This window comes from Rhizobium sp. PP-CC-3G-465 (assembly GCF_004343445.1).
Taxonomy (GTDB): domain Bacteria; phylum Pseudomonadota; class Alphaproteobacteria; order Rhizobiales; family Rhizobiaceae; genus Ferranicluibacter; species Ferranicluibacter rubi.
In genome coordinates, this window is record NZ_SLYH01000003.1 from 131,615 (window position 1) to 157,058 (window position 25,444).

Here is a 25,444-nt window from a genome sequence, read left to right on the forward strand (position 1 = left end):
ATTTGACCGTCCGCCTGTGGCACCCGCGGTGGGGCGGACCGGTACGGAAGAGAGCGGCAGCTTTTTTCCGCAAACTGCCAGGCTTTGCGGAATTATGCAGTAGGCATGAGCGGCACGAATAGGCTAGATCGGGCTCTGGGAAACGGGGCGATTGCACGTATCTCAGGATGTGGGGTGGCTCTGCCGGAACTGCCGTAAGAGCGTTCGGCACGCCGCCGGACGCGAACATGGGCTGAGGCATGACGGTGAACGAGCGGAACGAGCGGAACGGCGGGCATCTGTCGGCCCGTGGCATTGCAAGCACCCTGCGCGCGTCCGTCGCCGGCCTCGCTCTGCTGGCGCTCGCCGGTTGCCAGAGCGCCATCGAGCAGAGCTACGAGCCGAGCGTCTCCCCCTCCGCCACGCCGCAGATCGTCGATGAAGTCCAGAAGAACGATCCCCGCGCGCAGATGGGCGCCCGGGAACATCCGCGAATCGTCGCGAGCTATGGCGGCGAATACAAGGACGAGAAGACGGAGCGACTGGTCGCCCGCATCACCGGCGCGCTGACGGCCGTATCTGAGAACCCCAACCAGTCCTATCGCATCACGCTGCTGAACTCGCCCGCCATCAACGCCTTCGCTTTGCCCGGCGGCTATCTCTACGTCACGCGCGGGCTGCTGGCGCTCGCCGACGATGCCTCCGAGGTCGCCGCCGTGCTCTCGCACGAAATGGCGCACGTCACCGCCAATCACGGCATCCAGCGCCAGCAGCGCGAGGAAGCCGAAGTCATCGCCAGCCGCGTCGTCTCCGAGGTTCTCTCGAGCGACCTCGCGGGCAAGCAGGCGCTCGCCCGCGGCAAGCTGCGGCTCGCGGCCTTCTCGCGAAACCAGGAGCTTCAGGCCGACGTGATCGGCGTGCGCATGCTGGGCGAAGCAGGCTACGACCCCTATGCCGCGGCACGCTTTCTCGATGCGATGGCCGCCTACAGCCGGTTCTCCTCCGTCGATCCGGACACCGACCAGAGCATGGACTTCCTGTCGAGCCACCCGAACGCGCCGCAGCGCGTGGAACTGGCCCGTCGCCATGCGCGCGCCTTCGGCCCCGAGGGCACGACGGGCGACCGCGGCCGCGACTATTTCCTCGATGGCATCGACGGCCTGCTCTACGGCGACAGCCCGCAGGAGGGCTATGTCCGCGGACAGACGTTCCTGCATGGCAAGCTCGGCATTCGCTTCGACGTGCCGGCAGGCTTCCAGATCGACAATAAGGCCGAAGCGGTGCTCGCCACCGGCCCCGGCGAGATCGCCATCCGCTTCGATGGGGTGGCCGACACCCAGCGTCGCAGCCTGACCGACTATATTGCGAGCGGCTGGGTCACCGGCCTGCAGCCCGAAACGATCCACGCCATCACCATCAACGGTCTGGAAGCGGCGACCGCGCGCGCCTCCGCCGAGCGCTGGGATTTCGACGTGACGGTGCTGCGCATCGACACCCAGATCTACCGGTTCCTCACCGCGGTGCCCAAGGGCATGCCGTCGCTGGAACCGACGGCCGACGTTCTGCGCAAATCCTTCCGCCGCATGAGCCCGCAGGAGGCCGCAGCGCTCAAGCCGCTCCGCATCCGGGTGATCACCGTCGGCCCCGGCGATACGCTCGCGACCCTGTCCGCCCGCATGATGGGCACCGACCGCAAGCTCGATCTCTTCCGCCTGATCAACGCCCTACAGATCACCTCCACCATCAAACCCGGCGACCGCATCAAGATCATTTCGGAGTAGACCCGTCTCCAAGGCAGACACGAAAAAGCCCGCCGGTGTGGCGGGGTTATTCGTATGCGGCTGTCGTTGACCGACTTCAGTGTGCCGTCAGGGCAAGCTCCGGGGCCTGGGCGACGAGGGCAACCTTCAGCTTTTCCAGGGCCCGCGTTTCGATCTGGCGGACGCGTTCCTTGGAAATTCCAAGATCGGCGCCAAGTTCTTCGAGCGTCGCGCTGTCTTCCGACAGGCGGCGGGCGCGGATGATCTTCATTTCGCGATCGTTCAGCTGCTCCAGCGCATGACCGAGCCAGGTCTTGCGGCGTTCCTGATCGATCATGTCGGTGACCTGCTCGTCCGGCAGGGGGGCAGCACAGGCCAGAAGGTCGAGGCGTTCGCCACTGTCGGCATCACCCGAAGAGATGGGAGCCTGCAACGAGGAGTCGCTGCCGGAGAGGCGGGCATCCATCGTCTGCACGTCCGCAAGGCTGACACCGAGGGCCGAGGCGATTTCTTCATGCACCGCACGAGCCGTCAGCTGGCTGTTGCCCTGAGCAAGCTTGGCACGCAGGCGCCGCAGGTTGAAGAAGAGCGCCTTCTGGGCTGAGGAGGTTCCACCGCGGACGATCGACCAGTTGCGCAGTACGTAATCCTGCATGGAAGCGCGGATCCACCATGTTGCGTAGGTCGAGAAGCGAACATCGCGGCTGGGCTCGAAACGCGCGGCCGCTTCCAGAAGACCGATATGGCCCTCCTGAACCAGATCGCTCATCGGCAGGCCGAAGTGCCGGAACTTCGCGGCCATGGAGATGACGAGACGCATATGCGCCATGGCGATCTTGTTACGCGCGTCCTGGTCCTGATTATCCTTCCAGGCCTGCGCCAGAAGCTGCTCCTCGCCCCGCTCCAGATAGGGAGCCGCCATGGCAATCTTGATCATGCGCCTGTCTGCAGAAAGATTTTTCATCGGCTACTCCATGACGGGCACGCGACCGTGCCTCCGGGCTTGAGCTTCGGGAGACGGTATTGCGAGGGTGAAAGACTTGACCTGCAATCGAGACGCCCTAATTCTGTTGTATGAGACGACGCCAAGTGGATGGACATCGGTTCGATCTGGGCCCAACCGGGCGCTTGGCCAGTCGATCGGACGTTTCATAACGCCTGCTTTTCACAAAAGTTCCGCCCGCCAACGCTGATGTGCCGCGTCGAAGCGAATTTGTGAGCGCGCACCGGAAATCGGGGCGACGGACACCCCTCGTGAACTGCTCCCCTCGCCTTTGACAGGTCATCATCCGAAGCAATGCTTCTGTGTGCGGCGCGAATTCGCGCTTGCCGATTTCGTTAAAATACCGTTAATTTCGTCTCTGCCGGGCATGATGCCACGGTGTGACGAAGATGGGACGGACAGGGTCGACACGCGCAATATGAAGACATTGTCCATCGAAGTGCGCCCCGGCCTGCCGAGAGACGCCGCCGAAATCTCGCAGGTTCATCGTCTTTCCTGGCTGCACACCTATTCCGGCCTGATCCCCCATCGCCCGCTGAACCAGATGGTCGATCGCCGCAATGCGAACTGGTGGCGCAAGGCAACCGGCGGACCCTCCACGCTTCTCATCATCGAAGTCGCCGGCGTCATTGCCGGCTATGCAACGCTCGGTCTGTCCCGTTCCCGCGCTTTGCCGCAGGAAGGCGAGGTCTACGAGATCTATTTCCGCCCGGAATATCAGGGCATCGGCCTTGGCCGCATCCTCTTCGGCGAGGCGAGCAGCCTCTTGAAATCGCTCGGCTGCCGCGGCCTCGTCGTCTGGTGCCTGGAGGACAGCGCGCAGGCCGATCGCTTCTTCCGCAATGCCGGCGGCCGCGACGCCTGCGAAGGCATGGAGGATTTCGGCGGAAAGAGCTTGAAGAAGATCGGCTATCTCTGGAGCTGACGCGCACTGCCGACAAAGCTCTAAAATCGATAAAAGGGCCGCTCTTTAACCTCTTTGCCTACAAATGAACGCTTCAGACCGCCGCTGATATTGCACAACGGCAGGTTTGGCTTTATCGGACGTCAGTCCCACTTCAGGAGCATGGAGGCTTCATGCGTATTGACGCAATCTCGATCGGAAAGAACCCCCCGGAAGACATCAATGTCATCGTGGAGGTTCCCGTTGGCGGCCATCCGATCAAGTACGAGATGGACAAGGAAGCCGGCACGCTCGTCGTCGACCGCTTTCTCTACACGCCCATGACCTATCCGGGCAATTACGGCTTCGTACCGCATACGCTGTCCGACGATGGCGACCCGATCGACGTCCTGATCGCCAGCACGCGACCGCTCGTCCCCGGCTGTGTCATCAACGTCCGCCCGATCGGCGTGATGATGATGGAAGACAATTCCGGCAAGGATGAAAAGATCATCGCCGTGCCGAGCGCGCACCTGACCAAGCGTTACGACAAGGTCAAGGAATATACAGACCTGCCGGAAATCACGCTGCAGCAGATCGAGCACTTCTTCGAACACTACAAGGATCTGGAGCCCGGCAAGTGGGTCAAGATCTTCGGCTGGAAGGACGCGACCGTCGCCCGCCAGCTGATCGTCGAAGCGATCGAGCGCGCAAAGACCGTCAAGTAAGGTCTGCCGTATCGACATTTCGAAAGCCGCGTCCTGCACGGGACGCGGCTTTTTTCATGCGGGATTTCAGGCTGCAGCCGGAAGCCACGACATGGTGTCAGCGGCTGATCCGCGTGGATAGCACGATCGATGACAGGGTCTTCTCCACCCCCTCGATCGTCCCGATCCGGTCGATCACGAGGTCGAGAGCACTGATCGACGCCGCCTCGACGATGGCGATCAGGTCGAAGCTGCCGCTGACCGAATGGACGATGCGCACCGCCTGCATCGCTTCCAGATCGCGTGTCACCCGTGGCAACGCCCTAGCCGCAAGCGTGATGAGGATATGCGCCCGCACCAGCCCGCGCTCGTAGTCGCTGGAGAGGCGCACGCCATAGCCGGTGATCACCCCGTCCCGCTCCAGCCTCTCCAGCCGTGCCTGCACGGTGGTCCGCGAGAGCCCGAGCTTTCGAGCCAGCACGGCCGTCGGCATGCGCGCATTCTCGCTGAGCAGCGCGAGAAGGCTGCGGTCGCTGTCGGTGATGCTCATATCGACCAATCCTCTCGGCGAAATGCCGAATCTGATGCGTTCTTTTGCACGGATCGGCGCTTCTGGACAACAGCGTCCCGGTGCATGCTGTGCGGAAATTCGAGAAGGGGAACAACATGAAAACCATCATCGTCATCGGAGCCGGCAAGATCGGCGCCACCATTGCACATCTGCTCGCGACCTCCGGCGACTATGCCGTCATCGTGGCCGACCGGAGCGAGGAGCAGTTGGCGCGGCTCGGAACGCATCCCGCGCTGTCGGTCAGAACCGTCGATATCGCCGACGCCACCGCGATGGACGCGCTGCTGACAGGCGCTTTCGCCGTCCTCAGTGCCGCACCCTTCCACCTCACGGTCGATATCGCCGCGTCCGCAGCACGCTGCGGTGTCCACTATCTGGATCTGACGGAGGATGTGGAATCCACGCGCCAGGTCAAGACGCTGGCCAAGGGGGCAACGAGCGCCTTCATCCCGCAATGCGGCCTTGCACCGGGCTTCATCTCCATCGTTGCGCAGGATCTCGCCGCCCGCTTCGACACGCTCGACAGCGTGCGCATGCGCGTCGGCGCCCTGCCGCAATACCCATCGAATGCGCTCAACTACAACCTGACCTGGAGCACGGACGGTGTCATCAACGAATATATCGAGCCCTGCGAAGCCATCGTCGAGGGGCGCCTGACGGCGGTGCCGGCGCTGGAGGAGCGCGAGGAATTCTCGCTCGATGGCGTCACCTACGAGGCGTTCAACACCTCGGGCGGTCTCGGCACGCTCTGCGAGACCCTCGCCGGGCGCGTGCGGACGCTGAACTACCGCACAATCCGCTATCCCGGCCATGCCGCGATCATGAAGGCGCTTCTCAACGATCTCGGCCTGCGCCACCGCCGCGAGGTGCTGAAGGACATTCTGGAGAACGCGCTGCCGGCAACCACCCAGGATGTGGTCATCGTCTTCGTCACCGTGTCCGGTCACCGCGATGGGCGGCTCGTTCAGGAGACCTATGCGAACAAGATTTATAGTGGCGTCGTTGCCGGCCGTATGATGAGCGCGATCCAGATCACGACGGCCGCCAGCATCTGCGCCGTGCTCGACATGCTCGCAGCCGGCGACCTGCCCGCCTCCGGGTTTATCCGCCAGGAAGACATCGCCCTCGACGCCTTCCTCGCAAACCGCTTCGGCCGCCACTATGCCGACAGCCGCTTCACCGAGAAGCTTGCAGGCTAAATTGCCAGGCCGGCCTCAGAGCCGGCCGAACTCGTCGTCTAGGCGAACCGTGTCGTCGTCGGAGAGATAGGATCCCGTCTGGACCTCGATGAGCTCCAGCGGGATCTTGCCCGGGTTGGCCAACCGATGGGTCACGCCCTGCGGCACATAGATGGACTCGTTCTCGTTGAGAAGCCGCGTCTCGTCGCCCAGCGTCACCTCCGCCGTCCCTTTCACCACCACCCAGTGCTCCGAGCGGTGGAAGTGCTTCTGCAGCGAGATCTTGCGCCCGGGTGCGATCGACAACCGCTTGACCTCGAACCGCTCGCCGCTGAGCACCGAGGAGACCGAGCCCCATGGCTTGTAGGAGGTCGGATGAACCTCCGTCAGGCTGCGGGTCGCCTCCGAGCGTGCGAGCGCCTTCACGATCTGGCCAACGTTCTGGCTGTCGGCAAGACGGCCGACATAGACCGCATCCTCGCTGGCGATGACGGCGATATCATCGAGGCCATGGACGGATACATGAATGTCGCGCGAGAGAACCAGCGAATTGCGGGTATCCGAAACACTGGCCTTCTGGCCAACGACGTTGCCCGCGGCATCCTTCTCCCCAACGGCCCAGACCGAGTCCCAGCTGCCGAGATCCGACCAGGGGAAAGACGAGGGAACAACCGCTGCATGGGCCGTGCGTTCGAACACCGCGTAGTCGACCGAAATATCCGGCGCCTGCGAAAAGGCCTCCGCATCCAGCCGCTCGAAATCCAGATCGCGCCGCGAAGCCTCGACGGCCGCGCGCGCGCTGGCATGCACCTCCGGCGCGAACGTTGCGAGATCGGCGAGGAAAAGGCGGATCGGCAGCATGAACATGCCGGAATTCCAGAGATAGCGGCCCGTTGCCAGCAGCGCCTCGGCCTTCTCCCGGTCCGGCTTCTCGACGAATCGCGCAACCGTCCGGGCACCCCCGGCAAGCTCCTCACCGGTCTCAATGTAGCCATAGCCCGTCGCCGGCTCGGTCGGTGTAATGCCGAAGGTAACCAGCATGCCAGCCGCCGCCGTATCGCGCGCAAGCCGGATGCAATCGTTATAGGTCTCGTTCGCATCGATTTCGTGGTCGGAAGCCAGCACCTGAATGATGGCTTCGTCGCCATGATCGCGGGCCACGACGAAGGCTGCAGCCGCCAGTGCCGGCGCCGTGTTGCGCGCAACCGGCTCTAGGAGGATCGAGGACAGACGCGCGCCGACGGCCTGCGCCTGTTCGGCGACGATAAATCGGAACGCGGCATTGGTCACGATGACGGCGGGCTCGTAAATCTCCGGATCCGAGACGCGCTGCAACGTCTTCTGGAACAGCGAGTGCTCGCTGAGGAACTGCAGGAACTGCTTCGGGGCGGTCGAGCGGGACAAGGGCCACAGCCGCGTTCCCTTGCCGCCGGCCATGATCACCGGGACGATCTTTGCAGCCATTACCATGTCCTTCCCTGCCTCCGCGGCATTGAGCTTGCGTGCAAGCATTTTCGCAACCCGTTGCTGATGCTCGCTCGCTCGAGCGCGTTCGACAAGCGCTAACGGAGGTATATTGCTGTTAAAACGGATGTCCATCGTCCGTCTGCCTAAGGTGACAGACAGGCGTAACATATGCCCATTCCCGATGGCCGGAATAGGGACATAAAAAAACCGGCCGAAGCCGGTTTTCGTCGTCTCGGTCAGCCCGAGACCGTCTCGTTGAGCTGCGTGAGCTCGGAGAGGAAGTTTTCGATCTTCGTGCGGTGCTCGTCGCCGTGATGCGGCTGGTCGAGTTCGGCACGGGCCGCCTCGATCCGGCGCTCTACGAGCGCGACATCGAATTCGCTGACCGGCACGGCCGATTCGGCAAGAACGGTGCAGCCGGTCGGCAGGATGTCGGCGAAGCCGCCGAACACGACATAGCGGTTCGTCTCGCCGCTCGCCGTTTTCACGGTGATGACGCCCGGCTTGATCGTCGTCATGGTCGGTGCGTGATTGGCCATGATGGTCATCTCGCCTTCCGTTGCTGGAATGACGACTTCGCTGACCTGCTCGGAAAGCAGCAGACGTTCCGGGGAAACGAGCTCGAGTTTGAAATCAGCCATATCAATTCAGCGAATAGCGAATAGCGAATAGGTTGAGAAAACCGTCCCGCAAATATTCACCTATCCCTATTCGCTACTCCCTATTCGCTATTCGCTTCGATTAAGCGGCTTCAGCAGCCAGGCGCTTGGCCTTTTCGACGGCTTCATCCATGGAACCGACCATGTAGAAGGCGGCTTCCGGGAGATGGTCGTATTCGCCGTTGACGAGGCCCTTGAAGCCCTTGATCGTGTCTTCGAGAGCGACCAGCTTGCCCGGCGCACCGGTGAAGACTTCGGCCACGAAGAACGGCTGCGACAGGAAGCGCTCGATCTTGCGGGCGCGGGCGACCGACAGCTTGTCGTCTTCCGACAGTTCGTCCATGCCCAGGATGGCGATGATGTCCTGAAGCGACTTGTAGCGCTGCAGGGTCGTCTGCACCTTACGGGCAACTTCGTAATGCTCTTCGCCGACAACCATCGGGTCGAGCATGCGCGAGGTCGAGTCGAGCGGATCCACGGCCGGGTAGATGCCCTTTTCGGCGATCGAGCGCGACAGAACCGTCGTTGCGTCTAGGTGGGCGAACGAGGTTGCAGGCGCCGGGTCGGTCAAGTCGTCGGCGGGAACGTAGATGGCCTGAACCGAGGTGATCGAACCCTTGGTCGTGGTCGTGATGCGTTCCTGCATCTGGCCCATGTCCGTTGCGAGCGTCGGCTGATAGCCAACGGCCGACGGGATACGGCCAAGCAGAGCGGACACTTCGGAACCGGCCTGCGTGAAGCGGAAGATGTTGTCCACGAAGAACAGAACGTCCTGACCTTCGTCGCGGAACTGTTCGGCGATCGTCAGACCCGTCAGAGCGACGCGAGCGCGTGCGCCCGGCGGTTCGTTCATCTGGCCGTAAACGAGGGCAGCCTTAGAGCCTTCGCCGCCGCCATGCTTGTTCACGCCCGACTCGATCATTTCGTGATAGAGGTCGTTACCTTCGCGCGTGCGCTCGCCGACACCGGCAAACACCGAGTAACCGCCATGTGCCTTGGCGACGTTGTTGATCAATTCCATGATCAGAACCGTCTTGCCGACGCCGGCGCCGCCGAAGAGGCCGATCTTGCCGCCACGAGCGTAAGGCGCGAGCAGATCGACGACCTTGATGCCGGTGACGAGGATCTGTGCTTCCGTCGACTGCTCGACGTAGGACGGCGCTTCCTGGTGAATGGAGCGCTTGCCCGACGTGATCAGCGGACCGGCTTCGTCGACCGGCTCGCCGATGACGTTCATGATGCGGCCGAGCGTTTCCAGACCGACGGGAACCGTGATCGGGGCGCCGGTGTCCGACACCTTCTGGCCACGGACGAGACCTTCGGTCGAGTCCATCGCGATGGTGCGAACGGCGTTTTCGCCGAGGTGCTGGGCCACTTCGAGAACCAGGCGCGAACCGTTATTGTCGGTTTCGAGCGCGTTCAGGATCGAAGGCAGCTGGCCTTCTTCGAAAGCAACGTCGACGACAGCGCCGATAACCTGCGTGACGCGGCCGACGGCAGCGGTCGTCGCTGCGATGTAGTTCGGGGTCGCTGTATCAGCCATGTTCTTACCCTCTTGTCCTAACCTTAGAGCGCTTCCGCGCCCGAAATGATCTCGATGAGTTCCTTGGTGATCTGAGCCTGGCGCTGGCGGTTGTAGCTCAGCGTCAGCTTGTTGATCATCTCACCGGCATTGCGCGTGGCATTGTCCATTGCGCTCATCTTCGCGCCCATTTCGCCCGCGACGTTCTCAAGCAGAGCCCGGAACACCTGGACCGAAATATTGCGCGGAATGAGGTCGCTCAGGATCTCGCCCGCATCCGGCTCGTATTCGTAGATAGCGGCAGAACCGGCATCAGCCGATGCTGCTGCGGGAACGGCGGCAGGGATGAGCTGCAGCGCCGTCGGAACCTGGCTGATCACCGACTTGAATTCGGAGTAGAACAGGGTGCAGACGTCGAACTCGCCCTTCTCAAACAGGCCGATGACCTTCTTGCCGATCTGATCGGCATTCTCGAAGCCGATCTTCTTGACCTCGCGCAGATCGACGCGGTCGATGATCAGCGAAGCGAATTCGCGGCGAAGGATGTCGTAGCCCTTCTTGCCGACGCAGATGATCTTGACCGTCTTGCCGTCGGCCAGCAGCTTGCGGATGTGATCGCGCGCAAAACGCGCGATCTGGCTGTTGAAGCCACCGCAAAGACCACGTTCCGCCGTGCAGACGACCAGAAGATGCGTCTTGTCACGACCGGTGCCCGTCATCAGCAGGGGCGCGCTATCGTCCGTGCCGACCGCCTGGGCGATGTTCGACAGGACGATGCTCATCCGCTGCGAGTACGGCCGGGCGGCCTCGGCCGCCTCCTGCGCACGCCGAAGCTTCGCCGCGGCGACCATTTTCATCGCCCTGGTGATCTTCTGCGTCGCCTTGACGGAGGCGATCCGGTTCTTCAGATCCTTAAGAGAAGGCATCCAGTATCCGTCCTAGGTAGCGTCTGCGGGTGCGTCTTTAAGCAGACGATCAGGAAAAGGTCTTCGCGAAAGCGTCGATAGCCGCCTTCAGCTTGGCCTTGGTGTCGTCCGAAATCGCCTTTTCGGTGCGGATCGTGTCAAGCACGCCCTTACCTTCGGAGCGCATGTAGGACAGCAGACCCTGCTCGAAAGGACCGACCTTGTTGACGGCGATCTTGTCGAGGTAGCCGTTGACGCCGGCAAAGATCACCGCAACCTGTTCTTCCGTCTTCAGCGGCGAGAACTGCGGCTGCTTCAGAAGTTCGGTCAGGCGCGCACCACGGTTGAGCAGGCGCTGCGTCGAGGCATCGAGGTCCGAGCCGAACTGTGCGAAGGCTGCCATTTCGCGGTACTGCGCAAGCTCGCCCTTGATCGAACCGGCAACCTGCTTCATCGCCTTGACCTGCGCGGCGGAGCCGACGCGCGAGACCGAGAGGCCGACGTTCACGGCCGGACGGATGCCCTGGTAGAACAGGTCGGTTTCGAGGAAGATCTGGCCGTCCGTGATCGAGATCACGTTGGTCGGAATGAACGCCGAAACGTCGTTGCCCTGCGTTTCGATGACGGGGAGAGCGGTCAGCGAACCGGCGCCCTTTTCGTCCGAAAGCTTGGCAGCGCGCTCGAGAAGGCGCGAATGCAGATAGAACACGTCGCCCGGATAGGCTTCGCGGCCCGGCGGACGGCGCAGCAGCAGCGACATCTGGCGGTAGGAAACGGCCTGCTTGGACAGATCGTCATAGCCGATCAGCGCGTGCATGCCGTTGTCGCGGAAGTATTCGCCCATCGCGCAGCCGGCGAACGGTGCGAGATACTGCATCGGAGCCGGGTCGGAGGCCGTAGCGGCAACGATGATCGAGTACTGCAGGGCGCCGCGCTCTTCGAGCACCTTGACGAACTGCGCAACGGTCGAGCGCTTCTGGCCGATGGCGACGTAGACGCAGAAAAGCTTTTCGCTTTCCGGGCCGCTGTCGTGAATGGCCTTCTGGTTCAGGATCGCGTCGAGAATGATCGCGGTCTTGCCGGTCTGGCGGTCGCCGATGACGAGCTCGCGCTGGCCGCGGCCGACGGGGATGAGGGCATCGATGGCCTTGAGGCCGGTCGACATCGGCTCATGCACCGACTTGCGCGGAATGATGCCAGGAGCCTTCACATCGACGCGCGAGCGGCGCGTTGCGTTGATCGGGCCCTTGCCGTCGATCGGGTTGCCGAGAGCATCGACCACGCGGCCGAGCAGCTCTGGACCGACCGGAACGTCCACGATGGCGCCGGTCCGCTTGACGGTGTCGCCTTCCTTGATGGCCCGGTCCGAGCCGAAGATGACGACGCCGACATTGTCGGCTTCGAGGTTGAGCGCCATGCCGCGCACGCCGCCGGGAAACTCGACCATTTCGCCCGCCTGGACGTTGTCGAGACCGTAAACGCGGGCGATGCCGTCACCGACGGACAGAACCTGGCCGACTTCGGAGACCTCAGCCTCCTGGCCGAAGTTTTTGATCTGATCTTTGAGAATTGCGGAAATTTCCGCGGCGCGGATATCCATCAGCCGACCTCTTTCAGTGCAAGCTTAAGGCTCGAGAGCTTTGTGCGAAGGGAAGTGTCAATTTGGCGGGACCCGACCTTGACGATCAAACCACCGAGAATAGACGGATCGACGGTGACGTTGATCGCCACCTCTTTGCCGGTGACGCCCTTGAGCGCCGCCTTCAATTCAGTCTGCTGCTGATCGCTCAGCGCATGGGCCGAGGTGACCTCGGCAGAAACTTCGCCACGATGGCGGGCGGCCGTCTCGCGGTACGACCGGACGATGCCCGGGACGGCGAAGAGACGGCGATTGCGGGCGACGACCTTGAGGAAGTTGCCAACCAGACCGGTGAGACCGGCCTTTTCGGCAATCGCGGAGATCGCCTTGAACTGGTCTTCAGCCGAAAAGACCGGGCTGAGGATGAGGCGCTTGAGATCGGCGCTGTCGTCGATCATCGCCTGAAAACGATCGAGATCGGCCTGCACGTTTTCGACCGAGCCGGCTTCCTGCGCCAGATCGAAAAGCGACGACGCGTATCTTTCTGCAACACCGGAAATATGGTCGGACGTTTTTGCCACGAGCGCGCTTCTCTTGCTATGATCCAAGAGCGATCTTCGGACGAACCGAAAACCGAACACATTGAATTTGTTGCTATATCCTCAAGGACATCCTGGCCTGACAGGCCCGGCTCCCCCACGAAGTCGGGGTTCGTCTAGCATAGGAAAATTGGACTCGCAACACGCGAGGGGAGCGATTGCACCAACCTTGGGCCAAATTCTGCCCAAAAGCGGGAGTGTGATGGCCTCGGCGAGGTGTAAAGCGGGGTCTCGACCCTAGAGGAAGCCGAAAACATAGGCCAATGGCAGGATGGCCAGCACCATTTGCACGAGAACAAAGAGCCAGTTCACGAGCGTGTTACCTTGATCCGACAGCATCGACAGGATGCGCCCGAAAGCGGCGAGTGCGAAGGCCGAGCCGAGCGCGAGATAGACCATGGGCTGGGCGAGCACGATGGCGGCGAGGCCGAGACCGAGCGGAAAGCCGCCGAGCGTCGAGCGCGCCTCGGCATAGCCGCCGCGCCGGCCTTCCCGCAGCGAAAGCCCCATGGCCCGGAACGAGAGGCCCGGTGCGAAGAGGAAGAACAGCCCCATGACGCAGGTCGCCACGGCGCTGAGGAAGGCGAGGAACTCGCCGGTCTCGGTCGGTATATACAGATCCATCGCCGCGATCCCATGCGCCTGTCATCGTCCGGCCGCGCGCCGGTCCGCGGAGATTTAGACCAAGTGGGCACGGAAGGGAATCGGGCGCGGCGAAGGCTTAAAGGAAACTTTGCGGATCGATATCGAGCTGGACCGATACCGAACCGCGCACTTTGGGTCCGGCCGCGATCATGGCCCGCATGAAGGCCTGCATGTCGCTGTTGCGCCGGCCGTGGACGAGAAGCCGGAACCGATGGCGTCCGCGAACGACTGCCAGCGCCGCTTCGGCAGGTCCCAACACGGTGATGCCGGAAACCTGGGGTGCGGCCTGACGAAGGCCGCGCGCATGCGTCTCCGCGTCAGTCCGCGTATCTGCCGAGACGATGACGGAGGCAAGCCGCCCGAATGGCGGCAGCACCGCCCGCTCGCGTTCGCCGATCTCGCGCTCGTAGAACGCCTCGGCATCGCCGGAGACGATCGCCTGCATCACCGGATGCTGCGGCTGGTAGGTCTGCAACAGCCCGCGGCTCTTCAGCCCCGTTCGCCCGGCGCGGCCCGTGACCTGGCTCAAGAGCTGGAACGTCCTCTCGGCCGCCCGGGGGTCGCCATTGGCCAGCCCGATATCCGCATCCACGATGCCGACGCAGGTCATCATCGGAAAATTATGGCCCTTGGCGACGAGCTGCGTGCCCACGACGATATCAGCCTCCCCCTTGGCGATGGCCTCGAGTTCCAGCCGCAGGCGCTTGACGCCCATCAGGTCGGAGGACAGCACGATGGTGCGCGCTTGCGGAAAATGCCGGTCCACCTCTTCGGCGATCCGCTCCACGCCGGGCCCGCAGGCGACGAGATGATCGAACGTGCCGCATTCCGGGCAGGCCTCCGGCGTGCGCTCGGCATAACCGCAATGATGGCACTGGATCTGGTTGCGGAACCGGTGTTCGACAAGCCAGCTCGAACAGTTGGGGCACTGGAAGCGATGTCCGCAGACGCGGCAGAGCGTCAGCGGCGCATAGCCTCGCCGGTTGAGGAAGAGCAGCGCCTGCTCGCCCTTCTCCACCGCCTTGCCGATGGCCGAAAGCAGCACCGGCGACAGGAAGCCGCCGCGCTCCGGCGGGTGCCGGCGCATGTCGATTAGGCCGAGATCCGGCATAGCGGCCGCACCGAAGCGAGTGCGCAGGTGGATCGGCCGGTAGCGCCCGACCTCGCCATTGACCCGGCTTTCCACCGACGGCGTCGCCGAGACCAGCACGACGGGAAAATCGCCGAGCCTTGCCCGCACCACCGCCATGTCGCGTGCATTGTAGAACACGCGGTCTTCCTGCTTGTAGGCGGGGTCGTGCTCTTCATCGACGATGATGAGGCCGAGATCCTCGAACGGCAGGAACAGCGCCGAACGCGCACCGGCCACCACGCGCACGCCGCCTTCGGTCACCTGCCGCCACACCTTTTCGCGGGTGCGGGGCGCGAGATCCGAATGCCATTCCGCAGGCTTTGCGCCGAAGCGCTTCTCGAATCGATCGAGGAAGGCGGCCGTCAGAGCGATTTCCGGCAGGAGGATCAGCACCTGCCGGCCCTGCCGCAAGGTTTCGGCGATGGCCTCGAAATAGACCTCCGTTTTGCCGGACCCCGTCACGCCGTCGATCAGCGAGACGGAGAATGTCTTTTGCGCCGCCGACGCGATCAGCGTATCCGCCGCCTCGCGCTGGATCTCCTCCAGCTCGGTCACGGCATAGTCCGCGTCGGGCGCGGCCACCACGGGCGGCGGCGGCATGAAGGCGGTCTCGAACACGCCTTGGGACCGCAGGCCTTCCACCACGCTGGTCGAGACGCCGGCGGCATGCGCAAGGCCCGAGCGCGTCCAGAAGAGACCGTCGGCCGCCGTTTCCACCACACGCGTCCGCGCCGGCGTCATCCGGTCCGGGCGTAGGTCGGTCAGCCGCAGCCCCTCCACCATCGGCTCGGGATCGAACGCCGCAGGCACGCGCAGCGCCATGCGCGCCACAAGCCCGGGCGGTGACAGCGTGTAGGCGGCGACCCAGTCGAGAAAGGCACGCGTATCCTGTGAGAGCGGCGGGCAATCGAAGACCTGGGTGATGGATTTCAGCTTCTTCGGATCGACGGCCGGCCCGTCGGTCGCATCCCAGACGACGCCCGCGACCTGTCGCGGCCCGAGCGGCACCTGCACGATCGAACCCGGCTGGATCGCCATGCCGTCCGGCACCCGATAGGAATAGGCCTTGTCCGCGGGCATGGGCACCAGAACCGGCACGACCCTGCCCGGCGCTTCGGGGCAAGCCTTGTCCCCGAACAGATCAATCGAATCGCCCGTCATTGCGGCGGACATTGCTCCCGTGGGCGCCGAAAGAAAAGAGGCGGCGTTTCCAAGCGTGTCGTCAGAACGCGACCGGCGCGGGAAGCGGAGCTGCGACGGCCGGCGTCTCGGCAACAATCTTCCCCGGCTGCACAGGCTTGAATACGGCATCGCCGTCGCGTGCCAGATCCGTCACCGTATGCCGCTCCAGCGCGCGGGTGACCTCGGCCGTATCCCCGTCCAGTGCGTCGGGCGGGATCAGATGGCCGACGGTCATGTCGAAGACGTTGCCCTTCTTGTTGAGCAGCTCGTGGAACACCGTCATGTCGCGCAGCTCGGTCGACCATTTCGCCAGCCAGTAGAACAGGCCGGAATTGCGGGCCTGCATATGCACCGGCAGGATGGCGAGGTTGTGCTTGCGGGCGAAGCCGACGACGGAGGTCTTCCAGGGGCGCTCGTTCAGCCGCCCGTCCGCCCAGTAGGCGATACGGCCCGAGGGAAACAGCACAGTGGCCTTTCCCTCGGCGATCGCGCGGTTCGTCACCTGCAGCGTCTCGCGCGCCTTCAGCTTGCTCTTGTGCTCGTCGCGCCATTCCACCGGGATGACCATCTCGACGAACCGCGGATTGACGCGGATCGCATCCCGGTTGGCAAAGAACATCATGTCCGGCCGGCGTGCCTTCAACAGGTCGAACACCGCGACACCATCGGCAATGCCGGTCGGGTGGTTGCTGACGAGCAGGAACCCGCCGTTGCGCGGAATTCGCTCCTCATGTGCCACACGAATATCGAGCGACAGCGTGTCGCTGAGATACTGGAAGGCCTGGAAACCCGGCAGGTTGGCGACGCCGTTCGCAAATTCCAGCGCCTTGCGGTAGTTCAGCAGCGTGTAGAGCGCCGGCCGCATGACGGGCCAGAGCGGGTGGTGGACGATGCGCTGTCCGCGCTCGGCGATCAGCGTATCCACGATATGCCCGGGCTGCCCCTGGGAGACGAGCGACACCGCTTCCGCGAACTGAGAGAAACCGCCTGCCGAGCCCTGTCTGGTCATTGTCGTCCCGCCGCCGCATCTCGCTCACCTATGGCAAATGAATATGATTGAGCGATGACGGATTCCAAGAGGACGTTAGCAATTCGGCAAGAGGTGTGCGCCCAGACTTGATGTTTCCTCGGCAGGCAAGGGCGTCGACATGAATGAATTTCTGGTCATCGGAGATGCCGTGCTGATGGCCGAGCGGGAAGCGTGGCTGAAGGCGCTATCGAACGAGCGGCGGCTGTCCGACAAGACGGTCGAGGCCTATGAGCGCGATACGCGCCAGTTCCTCGCCTTCCTCACGGGCCACCTCGCCGGTCCTCCAAAGCTGTCGGACATCAAGGCGCTGCGGCCGGGCGACCTGCGCGGTTTCCTCGCCACCCGCCGACGCGATGGCGCGGGTGCCCGCACACTCGGCCGCGGCCTTGCCGGGCTGCGGTCCTTCCTGCGCCATCTGGAGCGCAAGGGCCTGGTCAATGCCGCCGGCGCCGGCGCGGTTCGATCCCCCAAGCAGCCAAAATCCCTGCCGAAGCCGCTGACCGATCGGGATGCGCTGGCCGTGGTCGCAAGCGATGCGCAACTGAGCGAGGAGCCCTGGATCGCCACCCGCAACGAGGCCGTGCTGACGCTGCTCTATGGCTGCGGCCTGCGCATTTCCGAAGCGCTCGGCCTCACGGCCGACGATGTCGCGGGCACCCCGCGCGCGCTGCGCGTCACCGGCAAGGGCGGCAAGACCCGCATCGTGCCGCTGATCGCGCCTGCGCTCGATGCCGTGCACCGCTATCTCGCGCTCTGCCCCTATGCGGCTGAGGGCAACGACCTGATCTTCCGCGGTGCGAAAGGCGGCGTTCTTCAGCCGGCGATCATCCAGCGCGAGATGCAGCGCCTGCGCGGGGCGCTGGGCCTGCCCGATACGGCAACGCCCCATGCCCTGCGGCACTCCTTCGCAACGCATCTGCTGGCCGGCGGCGGCGATCTGCGCACCATTCAGGAACTGCTCGGCCATGCCAGCCTGTCGAGCACCCAGATCTATACCGGCGTCGATTCCGCCCGCCTGCTCGATATCTACGATCGCGCCCATCCACGCGCGTGAGACAAAGCCAAAACGGCATTAACCATGCACCTTAATCCGCTCGTGACGTCTCCGCCGCTAGGGTGACGGGAACCGTGAAGGAAAGGACGACCCGTGCCCGCGACGACCCCGACGAGACGCTCCCTTCCGACACATCTTGCCCGCTCCCTTGTCGACAACCTCGTCTCGCTCGCGGCACTCCTCCCCGTCATCCTTCTCGCAGCCCTCGTCGCCGCCTTTTTCAGCATCGGCCGCGCCCAGGCGCAAGAGATCGCCTGCAACGGTGTGAACCTGCTCGAAAGCTGGGAAGAGACCGACCCGGGCAGCGTCAAGAGCGTCGAGGCCGAAGCCGCGCTCGTGGTCAACGGGACGGGCAAGTTCTGGAAGATCGAGAAGCCGGGCATTCCCGCTTCCTACCTTCTGGGAACCATGCACGTCACCGACCCGCGCGTGCTCGCCATGCCGGAGGGTGCGCCCGAGGCCTTCGCAGGTGCCGCGACGGTCATCGTCGAATCGGACGAGGTCCTCGACGAGAAGAAGGCCCAGATAGCGCTGTTTTCGGACCCGAGCCTCACCATGTTCACCGATGGCAGCACGATCGAAAGCTATCTCGATGCAGACCAGAAGGCGATCCTGACCGAAGGCCTGAAAGCCCGCGGCCTGCCCCTGCCAGCCGTCGCCCGCATGAAGCCGTGGATGATCGCAAGCTTCGTCTCTCTGCCGCCTTGCGAACTGAGCCGGAAAGCCGGCGGCGCCCTCTTTCTCGACCAGAAGCTGGCGCGGGACGCCGTATCGCAGGGAAAGACCCTCAAGGGTCTGGAGACCATCGTCGAGCAGATCCGCGCGCTCGACGACCTGCCGATCGCCTTTCACATTTCGTCGCTGGTGGACATGCTCAAACTCGGAACGGCCGTCGAGGATGCCATGGAGACCACCACGGACCTGTATCTCGAAGGCCGGATCGCCACCATCATGCCCATGCTGAAGGCCGCCTCGCACATCATCGGAGGCGGCGACATGGAACAGCAATCCGTCGCCTTCGAACAGCGCATCGTCACAGATCGAAACCATGTCATGGCGACGCGTGCCCGTCCGAGCCTCGATGCCGGCAACGTCTTCATGGCGGTCGGCGCCCTGCACCTGCCGGGCCCGGAAGGCGTGGTCGAGCTTCTCCGCAAGGACGGATTTACCCTCACCGTCATGCCCTGAACCCCCTGTCGGGCGACGAAAACGCCGCCTCCGGAAACCGGAAGCGGCGCTTGTCTATGCTATCGAACAACCAGACGCCCGGCTTACTGCCAGGTGCGGATATCGACGAAGTGGCCTTCCACCGCAGCCGCAGCCGCCATGGCCGGGGAAACCAGGTGCGTGCGGCCCTTGAAGCCCTGACGGCCTTCGAAGTTGCGGTTGGAGGTGGAAGCGCAACGCTCGCCCGGCTTCAGCCGGTCGTCGTTCATGGCCAGGCACATGGAGCAGCCCGGCTCGCGCCAGTCGAAGCCGGCCGCCTTGAAGATGACGTCGAGGCCTTCGGCTTCCGCCTGCTCCTTGACGAGGCCCGAGCCCGGCACGATCATCGCGGAGACGGTCGAGGCCACCGTCCGGCCTTCGACGACCTTGGCGACTTCGCGCAGGTCCTCGATGCGGCCATTGGTGCAGGAGCCGATGAACACCCGATCGACCGCGATGTCGGTGATCTTCGTGCCCGGCTTCAGGCCCATGTAGTCGAGCGCCCGCCACTTGGAGACGCGCTTATTCTCGTCCTGGATCTCGTCCGGATTGGGAACCACGCCCTGAACCGAGATGACGTCTTCCGGCGACGAGCCCCACGAGACGATCGGCGGCAGCTCGGCCGCGTTCAGCACGACGACGCGGTCGAAATGCGCGCCTTCCTCGGTGTTCAGCGTCTTCCAGTAGGCGATCGCCTGCTCCAGCGCTTCGCCCTGCGGCGCGCGCGGCTTGCCCTTGATATATTCGAAGGTCTTTTCGTCCGGCGCGATGAGGCCGGCGCGGGCGCCGCCTTCGATCGTCATGTTGCAGATCGTCATGCGGCCTTCCATCGACAGCGCGCGGATGGCTTCGCCCGCAAACTCGATGACGTGACCCGTGCCACCGGCCGTGCCGATTTCACCGATGATCGCGAGAATGATGTCCTTCGCCGTCACGCCGTCGGGCAGCTGCCCATCGACGCGCACCAGCATGTTCTTCGCCTTCTTCTGGATCAGCGTCTGCGTCGCGAGCACATGCTCGACCTCGGACGTGCCGATGCCGTGCGCCAGCGCGCCGAAGGCGCCGTGCGTGGAGGTGTGGCTGTCACCGCAGACAATGGTCATGCCCGGCAGGGTGAAACCCTGTTCCGGCCCGACGATGTGGACGATGCCCTGGCGCTTGTCGGAGGCCGAATAATATTCGACGCCGAAATCGGCCGCGTTCTGGGCCAGCGCTTCCACCTGGATGCGGCTTTCCTCGTTCTTGATGCCGAGATGGCGATCCGGCGAGGTCGGCACGTTGTGATCGACGACGGCGAGCGTCTTCTGCGGAGCGCGCACCTGACGGTTCGTCAGACGCAGGCCTTCGAACGCCTGGGGGCTCGTCACTTCATGGACGAGGTGGCGGTCGATGTAGAGAAGACAGGTGCCGTCATCCTGTTGATCGACGACGTGGTCGTCCCAGATCTTGTCGTAGAGGGTCCGTGGTGCGCTCATGGCGTGTCATCCGTTGGAAAGAAGAAATCGGAAAAATCCGGCTGGCCGCCGGCGGGATCAGGCTTCAAAAGCCGGGGCACGAGCCCCTCAATGATCTATCGAAGTCGGCTATTGAGCGCCCCGGAGACGCGCGCGTAAAAGCGTGCCGGCAGGCGCTTGTGATCCTGCAGCACGACGACATTCTGCGCGCGACATCCGAACTTGGATTCCATGACGCCTCAAATAGCAGTTTCCAAGCAAGACTGCAAGTTTCGCCCGGGCGCAACCGACGCTCCGCAGCGCGGCTATCTTTACGGTATTGAACGATTCTCTCATGCTTCGCTTGCCAACCGGCTGAAAGTTTGAGACGCCGGAGACGTCCGTCATCAGGCGGATCTGGGGGAACATCATGACACGACCGATCACGTGGCGGGACCGCGCGCGCTATCAATTCGACAAGAGCATGGCGGCCGGGCCGATCGCGCTGATCGGCTGGCTGGCGGTCATCTCGCTGATCGTCATCGTGCTCGCCGGACTGCTGCTGGCCATCAGCGGCATCGCGCAGGATGGCGGCGAGCCCGTCTCCTTCATCGAAGGCGCATGGGAATCGCTGATGCGCACGATGGATGCGGGCGCCATGGGCGGCGATGTCGGCTGGAGCTTCCGCGGCATCTCGCTGGCCGTCACCGTCGCCGGCATCTTCGTCTTCTCCGCGCTGATCGGCGTGCTTTCCTCCGGTCTCGACGAGAAGCTGGACGAGCTCCGCAAGGGGCGTTCCCATGTGCTGGAGAAGGACCATACGATCATCTTCAACTGGTCGCCGTCGATCTTCGACGTGATCTCCGAACTGGTCATCGCCAACCGCAGCCGGAGGCGTCCGCGCATCGTCATCATGGCGGGCAAGGACAAGGTGGAGATGGAGGACGAGATCGCCGACAAGATCCCCGATCTCGGCAACACCCGCATCATCTGCCGCAGCGGCGACCCGACCGATCTGCACGACATCAACATCGTCAACCCCCAGGCCTCCCGCGCCATCGTGGTCCTGTCGCCGGAGGGCGACTATGCCGATTCGCAGGTCATCAAGACGATCCTCGCGCTCGTGAACGACCCGTCACGCCGCCCGGAGCGCTACCGCATCGCCGCGGAGATCCGCAATGCCGCCAATGCCGAGGTCGCGCGCATCGTCGGCGGCAGCGAATTGCAGCTGGTCCTGGCCGACGAGCTCATTTCCCGCATCGTCGTCAGCTCCAGCCGCCAATCCGGCCTCAGCGGCGTCTATACCGAGCTGCTCGATTTCGACGGTTCGGAGATCTACGCGCTCGAACAGCCCGACCTCGTCGGCAAATCCTTCGGCGCTGCCGTCATGGCCTACGACACCTCCACCCTGATCGGCATCGGCACCACGGACGGAAAGGTGCACCTGAACCCGGCGAGAGACCATGTGATCGCGGCGGGCGAGCGTGCCATCCTGATTGCCGAGGACGACGACACGATCCGCCTGCGCACCGGCGACTTCACCGTCGATCGCGACGTCATCCGCCCGCGCCCAAAGGTCACGCGCCGGGCGGAAACCACGCTTCTGCTCGGCTGGAACCGCCGTGGCCCCATCATCACCCAGGAGCTGTCGCGCTACGTCGCGCCCGGCTCCCGCCTGATGATCGCCGCCGACACGCCGGAGCTTCTCGACGAGGTCGCGGCCATGCCGTACCTGAAGGAGAACCTCTCCGTGGCGTGCCGCGTGATCGACACCAGCAACCGCGCAGCCCTCGATGCGCTCGATGTGCCCGCCTTCGATCATGTGCTGGTGCTCGGCTATAGCGACCACCTGGCCGCACAGCCGGCCGATACGGCGACGCTCGTGACGCTGCTGCAGCTGCGCAAGATCGCGGAGGCCGCAAACACCCATATCGGCATCGTCAGCGAGATGATCGACGTGCGCAACCGCGATCTCGCCGCTGTCACCCGCGCCGACGATTTCGTCGTCAGCAACAAGCTCGTCAGCCTCATGCTGGCGCAGGCCTCGGAAAACGAGCTGATGGCGGATATCTTCGACGAGCTTCTCGACGAGGACGGCTCGGAAATCTACATGCGCGCCGTCACCGACTACATCGCCATTGACCATCCGGTGAACTTCTACACGATCACGCTGGCCGCCCTGATGCGTGGCGAAGTGGCGCTCGGCTACAGCAAGGTGGGCGCGTCCGTGCGCGACGAGAGGGGTCTTGGCGGTGTCGTGGTCAACCCCGCCAAGGGAGAGGCGGTGCAGTACGAGGCCGGGGACAAGCTGATCATTCTCGCGCGCGACTGATACCAGCGCTCGCGCGCGACGGATACCCATCCGGTCCTCACCCCCGATGCCCGCGTCGCAGCCGCTTCTCCAGTCCGCGCAGCGCCAGCGACAGGCCGATGGTGAGAAGAAGATAGATGTAGGCGACGATCGAGTAGGTCTCGAAGAAGCGGAAGGAGCCTGCGGCATAGACCTTGCCCATCTGGGTAATGTCCTGCACGCCGAGCACGGAGACGAGCGACGAATCCTTGATCATCGCGATGAAATCATTGCCGAGCGGCGGCAGGATGGTGCGGATGGCCTGGGGGAAGACCACGAGCCGGAACCGCTGGAACCGGTTGAGCCCCAGCGCCTCCGCCGCCTCCACCTGGCCGCGATCCACCGACTGGATGCCCGCGCGAAAAACCTCGGCGATGAAGGCGGAGTAGCCGATGGTGAGCGCGATGATCGCCCGCCACATCAGGGACAGGTCGCGCACCAGCATCGGCTCCATCGCGCCGGCGGAGATCAGCGGCGTCAAGGCGAGATTGATCAGCCAGACGAGCCCCGGCGTGCCGACGAAGGCGATGTAGAACAGCAGCACGAGCACGGGAATGCCGCGGATCACCTCCGTGTAGAACCGGGCGACCTGACGCAGCACCGGACTGCGCGACAGCGCCATCAGCGCTACGCCGAGCCCGAGGAGCGTGGCAAGGGCGAAACCGACGATGGTGACGAAGATCGTCACGCCGATGCCGGCGGCAACCACGGTGAAAACGCGGGAATAGAGATCGTTGACGACGATGAGAATGGCGAGACCGACGGCGATCGCGGCCAGCGCGATCAGCCACCAGGGCAGCTCCCGCGCGGCGGCACCCCTGCCAGCCTGCGGGCGGTCATGGGGAAGGGGTGCTTCGCTCGGAGAGGATTGCGACGACGGATCTAATGGACGAAGCGGCATGGCGGGCTGCGTGTCCGATCAGCCGTTGCCTTACTCGCCCATCTTGAAATCGACGAACCACTTGCGGTTCAGCGTTTCCAGCGTGCCATCGGCCTTCAACGCCGCAATGGCCGCATTCACGGACGCGACGAGCTTGGAGCCCTTGGGGAAGATGAAGCCGAAATCCTCGGTGCCGAGCGGGCCGCCGATCAGCTTCAGCCCGCCATCGGACGTATCCACATAGCCCTTGCCGGCCGTGCCGTCCGTCAGCACCACATCGACGTCGCCGGCCTTCAGCGCCTGCACCGTCGCACCGAAGGTCTCGAACAGTTTTACGCGCGGGTTCTGCTCGTTGCCGTCCAGCACTTCGTAGATGGCGGTATAGAACGGCGTCGTTCCCGGCTGGGCGCCGACGAGACCCTCGGAAAGCGCGGCGAAGGACTTGCCGTCCGTAAACCGGCTCTCGTCGCCGCGCACCAGCATGAACTGCTCGGAGCGCATATAGGGGTCGGAGAAATCCACTTTCTCCTTACGCTCTTCCTTGATGGTGATCCCGGTCATGCCCATGTCGTACTGCCCGTCGGAAACGGACTGGATCATCGCATCCCAGCTGGTATTGCGATAGGTCACCTTGGCGTTCAGCCGCTTGGCGATCTCACCCACCGCATCATACTCCCAGCCGGCAGCCTGGCCGGTCTTCGGGTCGATGAACTGCAGCGGCGGATAGGCATTCTCCGTCACCACGACAATCTCGCGTCCGCCGAGATCGGGAAGATCGGCCGCAACGGCGTTCATTGGCAGAAGAGCAAGAACGGTCAGACCGGCGAGAACATGGCGGCGGGAAAACATGAGGCAGGCTCCTGGCATGTGACGCGCGAGACTGTCACGAAACTTGCCCGAACGGCAAGAGCCGAGCGGGTGGTATGGGCATTTCGGCGACAGCGTTACTGCGCAAGCGGAGGAGGAAATGGATCGCCGTTCCCACGTCTCCCGCAAAACGGTTGCCGTCCAGGCGACGTCCGACCTGTCATGGTTCTGTTTTCAGCCCTATCGGCGAAAAACCTGCCTCCTTCCCCATCCCCCGACTTGTCCCTAGAATTTTTCGGCAAGGACCACGATCCTCACGCGACGAACGGCCTTTTGGAAGGAATGCTTCATGAAACACACACTCGCACCCGCTCTGCTCGCCATCTCGCTCTCGCTCGGATCGCTTCTGACGGCAGTCCCATCGCAGGCGCAGGAAGCCGTGGTGGCTGTGCCCGATGCGGAAGCGCTGTTCACCAGCCCGGATCCTGAGCTGAACGCCAACAAGCAGGTTGCCCTCGGCATCGTCAGGGACCTGCTGGAAGCCAACCATTGGGACAAGGCCGACCAGTACCTGACGGAACGCTATCTACAGCACAATCCGAACGCAGCGTCGGGTCGCGCCGGCGTCGTCGCCTATTTCACACAGGTTCTGAAGCGCGAGCCCTCGCCGATCCCCGAGAAGATGAAGACCCCGATCGCCTTCGTCACGGCGGAAGGCGATCTCGTCACCGTCGGCTATGTGCGCGAGGTCAAGGACGAAAAGGACCCGTCGAAGAACTACACCACCACATGGTTCGACACATGGCGCATCAAGGACGGCAAGGCCGACGAGCACTGGGACCCGGCAACGAAAGACTGAGCCGGTTTATCCCGCTTCCCGGACATGAAAAAGCCGCCGGTTCGCACCGGCGGC

At 63.7% G+C, this 25,444-nt stretch carries 22 protein-coding genes; 8 read left to right on the forward strand and 14 right to left on the reverse strand.

All coding sequences use genetic code 11. From position 1 onward, the window contains the following. The first annotated feature begins 239 nt into the window (after positions 1-239). Positions 240-1,760, forward strand: coding sequence for a M48 family metalloprotease (locus C8J33_RS14855; protein ID WP_245292319.1), 1,521 nt, complete (start codon positions 240-242; stop codon positions 1,758-1,760). 76 nt (positions 1,761-1,836) lie between these two features. On the opposite strand, the gene C8J33_RS14860 is transcribed toward C8J33_RS14855, so the two are convergent. Then, complete coding sequence (locus C8J33_RS14860; protein WP_110729879.1) at positions 1,837-2,703, reverse strand: RNA polymerase factor sigma-32; 867 nt, start codon at positions 2,701-2,703, stop codon at positions 1,837-1,839. Positions 2,704-3,160: 457 nt separating this feature from the next. Between C8J33_RS14860 and C8J33_RS14865 the strand changes: the two genes are divergently transcribed. Together C8J33_RS14865 and ppa are read left to right on the forward strand one after the other, a co-directional pair. Beyond that, positions 3,161-3,667, forward strand: coding sequence for a GNAT family N-acetyltransferase (locus tag C8J33_RS14865; RefSeq protein WP_132664764.1), 507 nt, complete (start codon positions 3,161-3,163; stop codon positions 3,665-3,667). Positions 3,668-3,819: 152 nt separating this feature from the next. Next, the gene (gene ppa / locus C8J33_RS14870; RefSeq protein WP_092930802.1) at positions 3,820-4,353 is read left to right on the forward strand and encodes an inorganic diphosphatase; all 534 of its coding nucleotides are present in this window, start codon (positions 3,820-3,822) and stop codon (positions 4,351-4,353) included. Between the two features lie 97 nt (positions 4,354-4,450). On the opposite strand, the gene C8J33_RS14875 is transcribed toward ppa, so the two are convergent. Then, positions 4,451-4,882, reverse strand: a complete 432-nt coding sequence (locus tag C8J33_RS14875) for an Lrp/AsnC family transcriptional regulator (RefSeq protein WP_110729962.1) — start codon at positions 4,880-4,882, stop codon at positions 4,451-4,453. 89 nt (positions 4,883-4,971) lie between these two features. On the opposite strand from C8J33_RS14875, the gene C8J33_RS14880 reads away from it, so the two are divergent. Further along, complete coding sequence (locus tag C8J33_RS14880; protein ID WP_281024620.1) at positions 4,972-6,102, forward strand: saccharopine dehydrogenase family protein; 1,131 nt, start codon at positions 4,972-4,974, stop codon at positions 6,100-6,102. A gap of 15 nt (positions 6,103-6,117) precedes the next feature. Here the strand turns inward: C8J33_RS14880 and C8J33_RS14885 are convergent, their stop codons facing one another. The 9 genes from C8J33_RS14885 to C8J33_RS14925 form a co-directional block, all read right to left on the reverse strand. Continuing rightward, a complete protein-coding gene (locus tag C8J33_RS14885; protein WP_132664766.1) occupies positions 6,118-7,545 on the reverse strand; it encodes a mannose-1-phosphate guanylyltransferase/mannose-6-phosphate isomerase in 1,428 nt (475 codons plus the stop codon). A 239-nt stretch (positions 7,546-7,784) separates the two neighbouring features. Further along, positions 7,785-8,189, reverse strand: a complete 405-nt coding sequence (locus tag C8J33_RS14890) for a F0F1 ATP synthase subunit epsilon (RefSeq protein WP_132664767.1) — start codon at positions 8,187-8,189, stop codon at positions 7,785-7,787. A gap of 100 nt (positions 8,190-8,289) precedes the next feature. After that, positions 8,290-9,750, reverse strand: a complete 1,461-nt coding sequence (gene atpD, locus C8J33_RS14895) for a F0F1 ATP synthase subunit beta (RefSeq protein ID WP_110729873.1) — start codon at positions 9,748-9,750, stop codon at positions 8,290-8,292. Between the two features lie 23 nt (positions 9,751-9,773). Further along, positions 9,774-10,655, reverse strand: a complete 882-nt coding sequence (locus tag C8J33_RS14900; protein WP_132664768.1) for a F0F1 ATP synthase subunit gamma — start codon at positions 10,653-10,655, stop codon at positions 9,774-9,776. Positions 10,656-10,704: 49 nt separating this feature from the next. Further along, positions 10,705-12,234: a F0F1 ATP synthase subunit alpha gene (gene atpA, locus C8J33_RS14905; protein WP_110729871.1), complete on the reverse strand. Its 1,530-nt coding sequence runs from the start codon at positions 12,232-12,234 to the stop codon at positions 10,705-10,707. Further along, positions 12,234-12,794, reverse strand: a complete 561-nt coding sequence (locus C8J33_RS14910) for a F0F1 ATP synthase subunit delta (protein WP_110735712.1) — start codon at positions 12,792-12,794, stop codon at positions 12,234-12,236. Before C8J33_RS14910 ends, atpA begins: the two co-directional genes overlap by 1 nt. A gap of 255 nt (positions 12,795-13,049) precedes the next feature. Further along, positions 13,050-13,436, reverse strand: coding sequence for a DUF4345 domain-containing protein (locus C8J33_RS14915; RefSeq protein WP_110729870.1), 387 nt, complete (start codon positions 13,434-13,436; stop codon positions 13,050-13,052). A gap of 97 nt (positions 13,437-13,533) precedes the next feature. Next, positions 13,534-15,750, reverse strand: coding sequence for a primosomal protein N' (locus C8J33_RS14920; protein ID WP_132664769.1), 2,217 nt, complete (start codon positions 15,748-15,750; stop codon positions 13,534-13,536). 61 nt (positions 15,751-15,811) lie between these two features. Beyond that, complete coding sequence (locus C8J33_RS14925; protein WP_132664770.1) at positions 15,812-16,780, reverse strand: GNAT family N-acetyltransferase; 969 nt, start codon at positions 16,778-16,780, stop codon at positions 15,812-15,814. Between the two features lie 139 nt (positions 16,781-16,919). Between C8J33_RS14925 and C8J33_RS14930 the strand changes: the two genes are divergently transcribed. Further along, complete coding sequence (locus C8J33_RS14930) at positions 16,920-17,855, forward strand: tyrosine recombinase XerC (protein WP_110729868.1); 936 nt, start codon at positions 16,920-16,922, stop codon at positions 17,853-17,855. Between the two features lie 93 nt (positions 17,856-17,948). Continuing rightward, the gene (locus C8J33_RS14935) at positions 17,949-19,043 is read left to right on the forward strand and encodes a TraB/GumN family protein (RefSeq protein WP_132664771.1); all 1,095 of its coding nucleotides are present in this window, start codon (positions 17,949-17,951) and stop codon (positions 19,041-19,043) included. Positions 19,044-19,126: 83 nt separating this feature from the next. Here C8J33_RS14935 and leuC read toward each other — a convergent pair whose 3' ends face one another. Then, positions 19,127-20,536 (reverse strand): 3-isopropylmalate dehydratase large subunit, encoded by a 1,410-nt coding sequence (gene leuC / locus C8J33_RS14940; protein WP_132664772.1) that lies wholly within the window; start codon positions 20,534-20,536, stop codon positions 19,127-19,129. Positions 20,537-20,924: 388 nt separating this feature from the next. On the opposite strand from leuC, the gene C8J33_RS14950 reads away from it, so the two are divergent. Further along, positions 20,925-22,826, forward strand: coding sequence for a CASTOR/POLLUX-related putative ion channel (locus tag C8J33_RS14950; RefSeq protein ID WP_132664773.1), 1,902 nt, complete (start codon positions 20,925-20,927; stop codon positions 22,824-22,826). A 37-nt stretch (positions 22,827-22,863) separates the two neighbouring features. Here C8J33_RS14950 and C8J33_RS14955 read toward each other — a convergent pair whose 3' ends face one another. Next, positions 22,864-23,745 (reverse strand): amino acid ABC transporter permease, encoded by an 882-nt coding sequence (locus tag C8J33_RS14955; RefSeq protein ID WP_132664774.1) that lies wholly within the window; start codon positions 23,743-23,745, stop codon positions 22,864-22,866. A gap of 30 nt (positions 23,746-23,775) precedes the next feature. Then, positions 23,776-24,573, reverse strand: coding sequence for a transporter substrate-binding domain-containing protein (locus C8J33_RS14960; RefSeq protein ID WP_132664775.1), 798 nt, complete (start codon positions 24,571-24,573; stop codon positions 23,776-23,778). Between the two features lie 307 nt (positions 24,574-24,880). Here C8J33_RS14960 and C8J33_RS14965 point away from each other — a divergent pair, with 307 nt between their 5' ends. Continuing rightward, a complete protein-coding gene (locus tag C8J33_RS14965) occupies positions 24,881-25,390 on the forward strand; it encodes a nuclear transport factor 2 family protein (RefSeq protein WP_132664776.1) in 510 nt (169 codons plus the stop codon). The last annotated feature ends 54 nt before the right edge of the window (positions 25,391-25,444 follow it).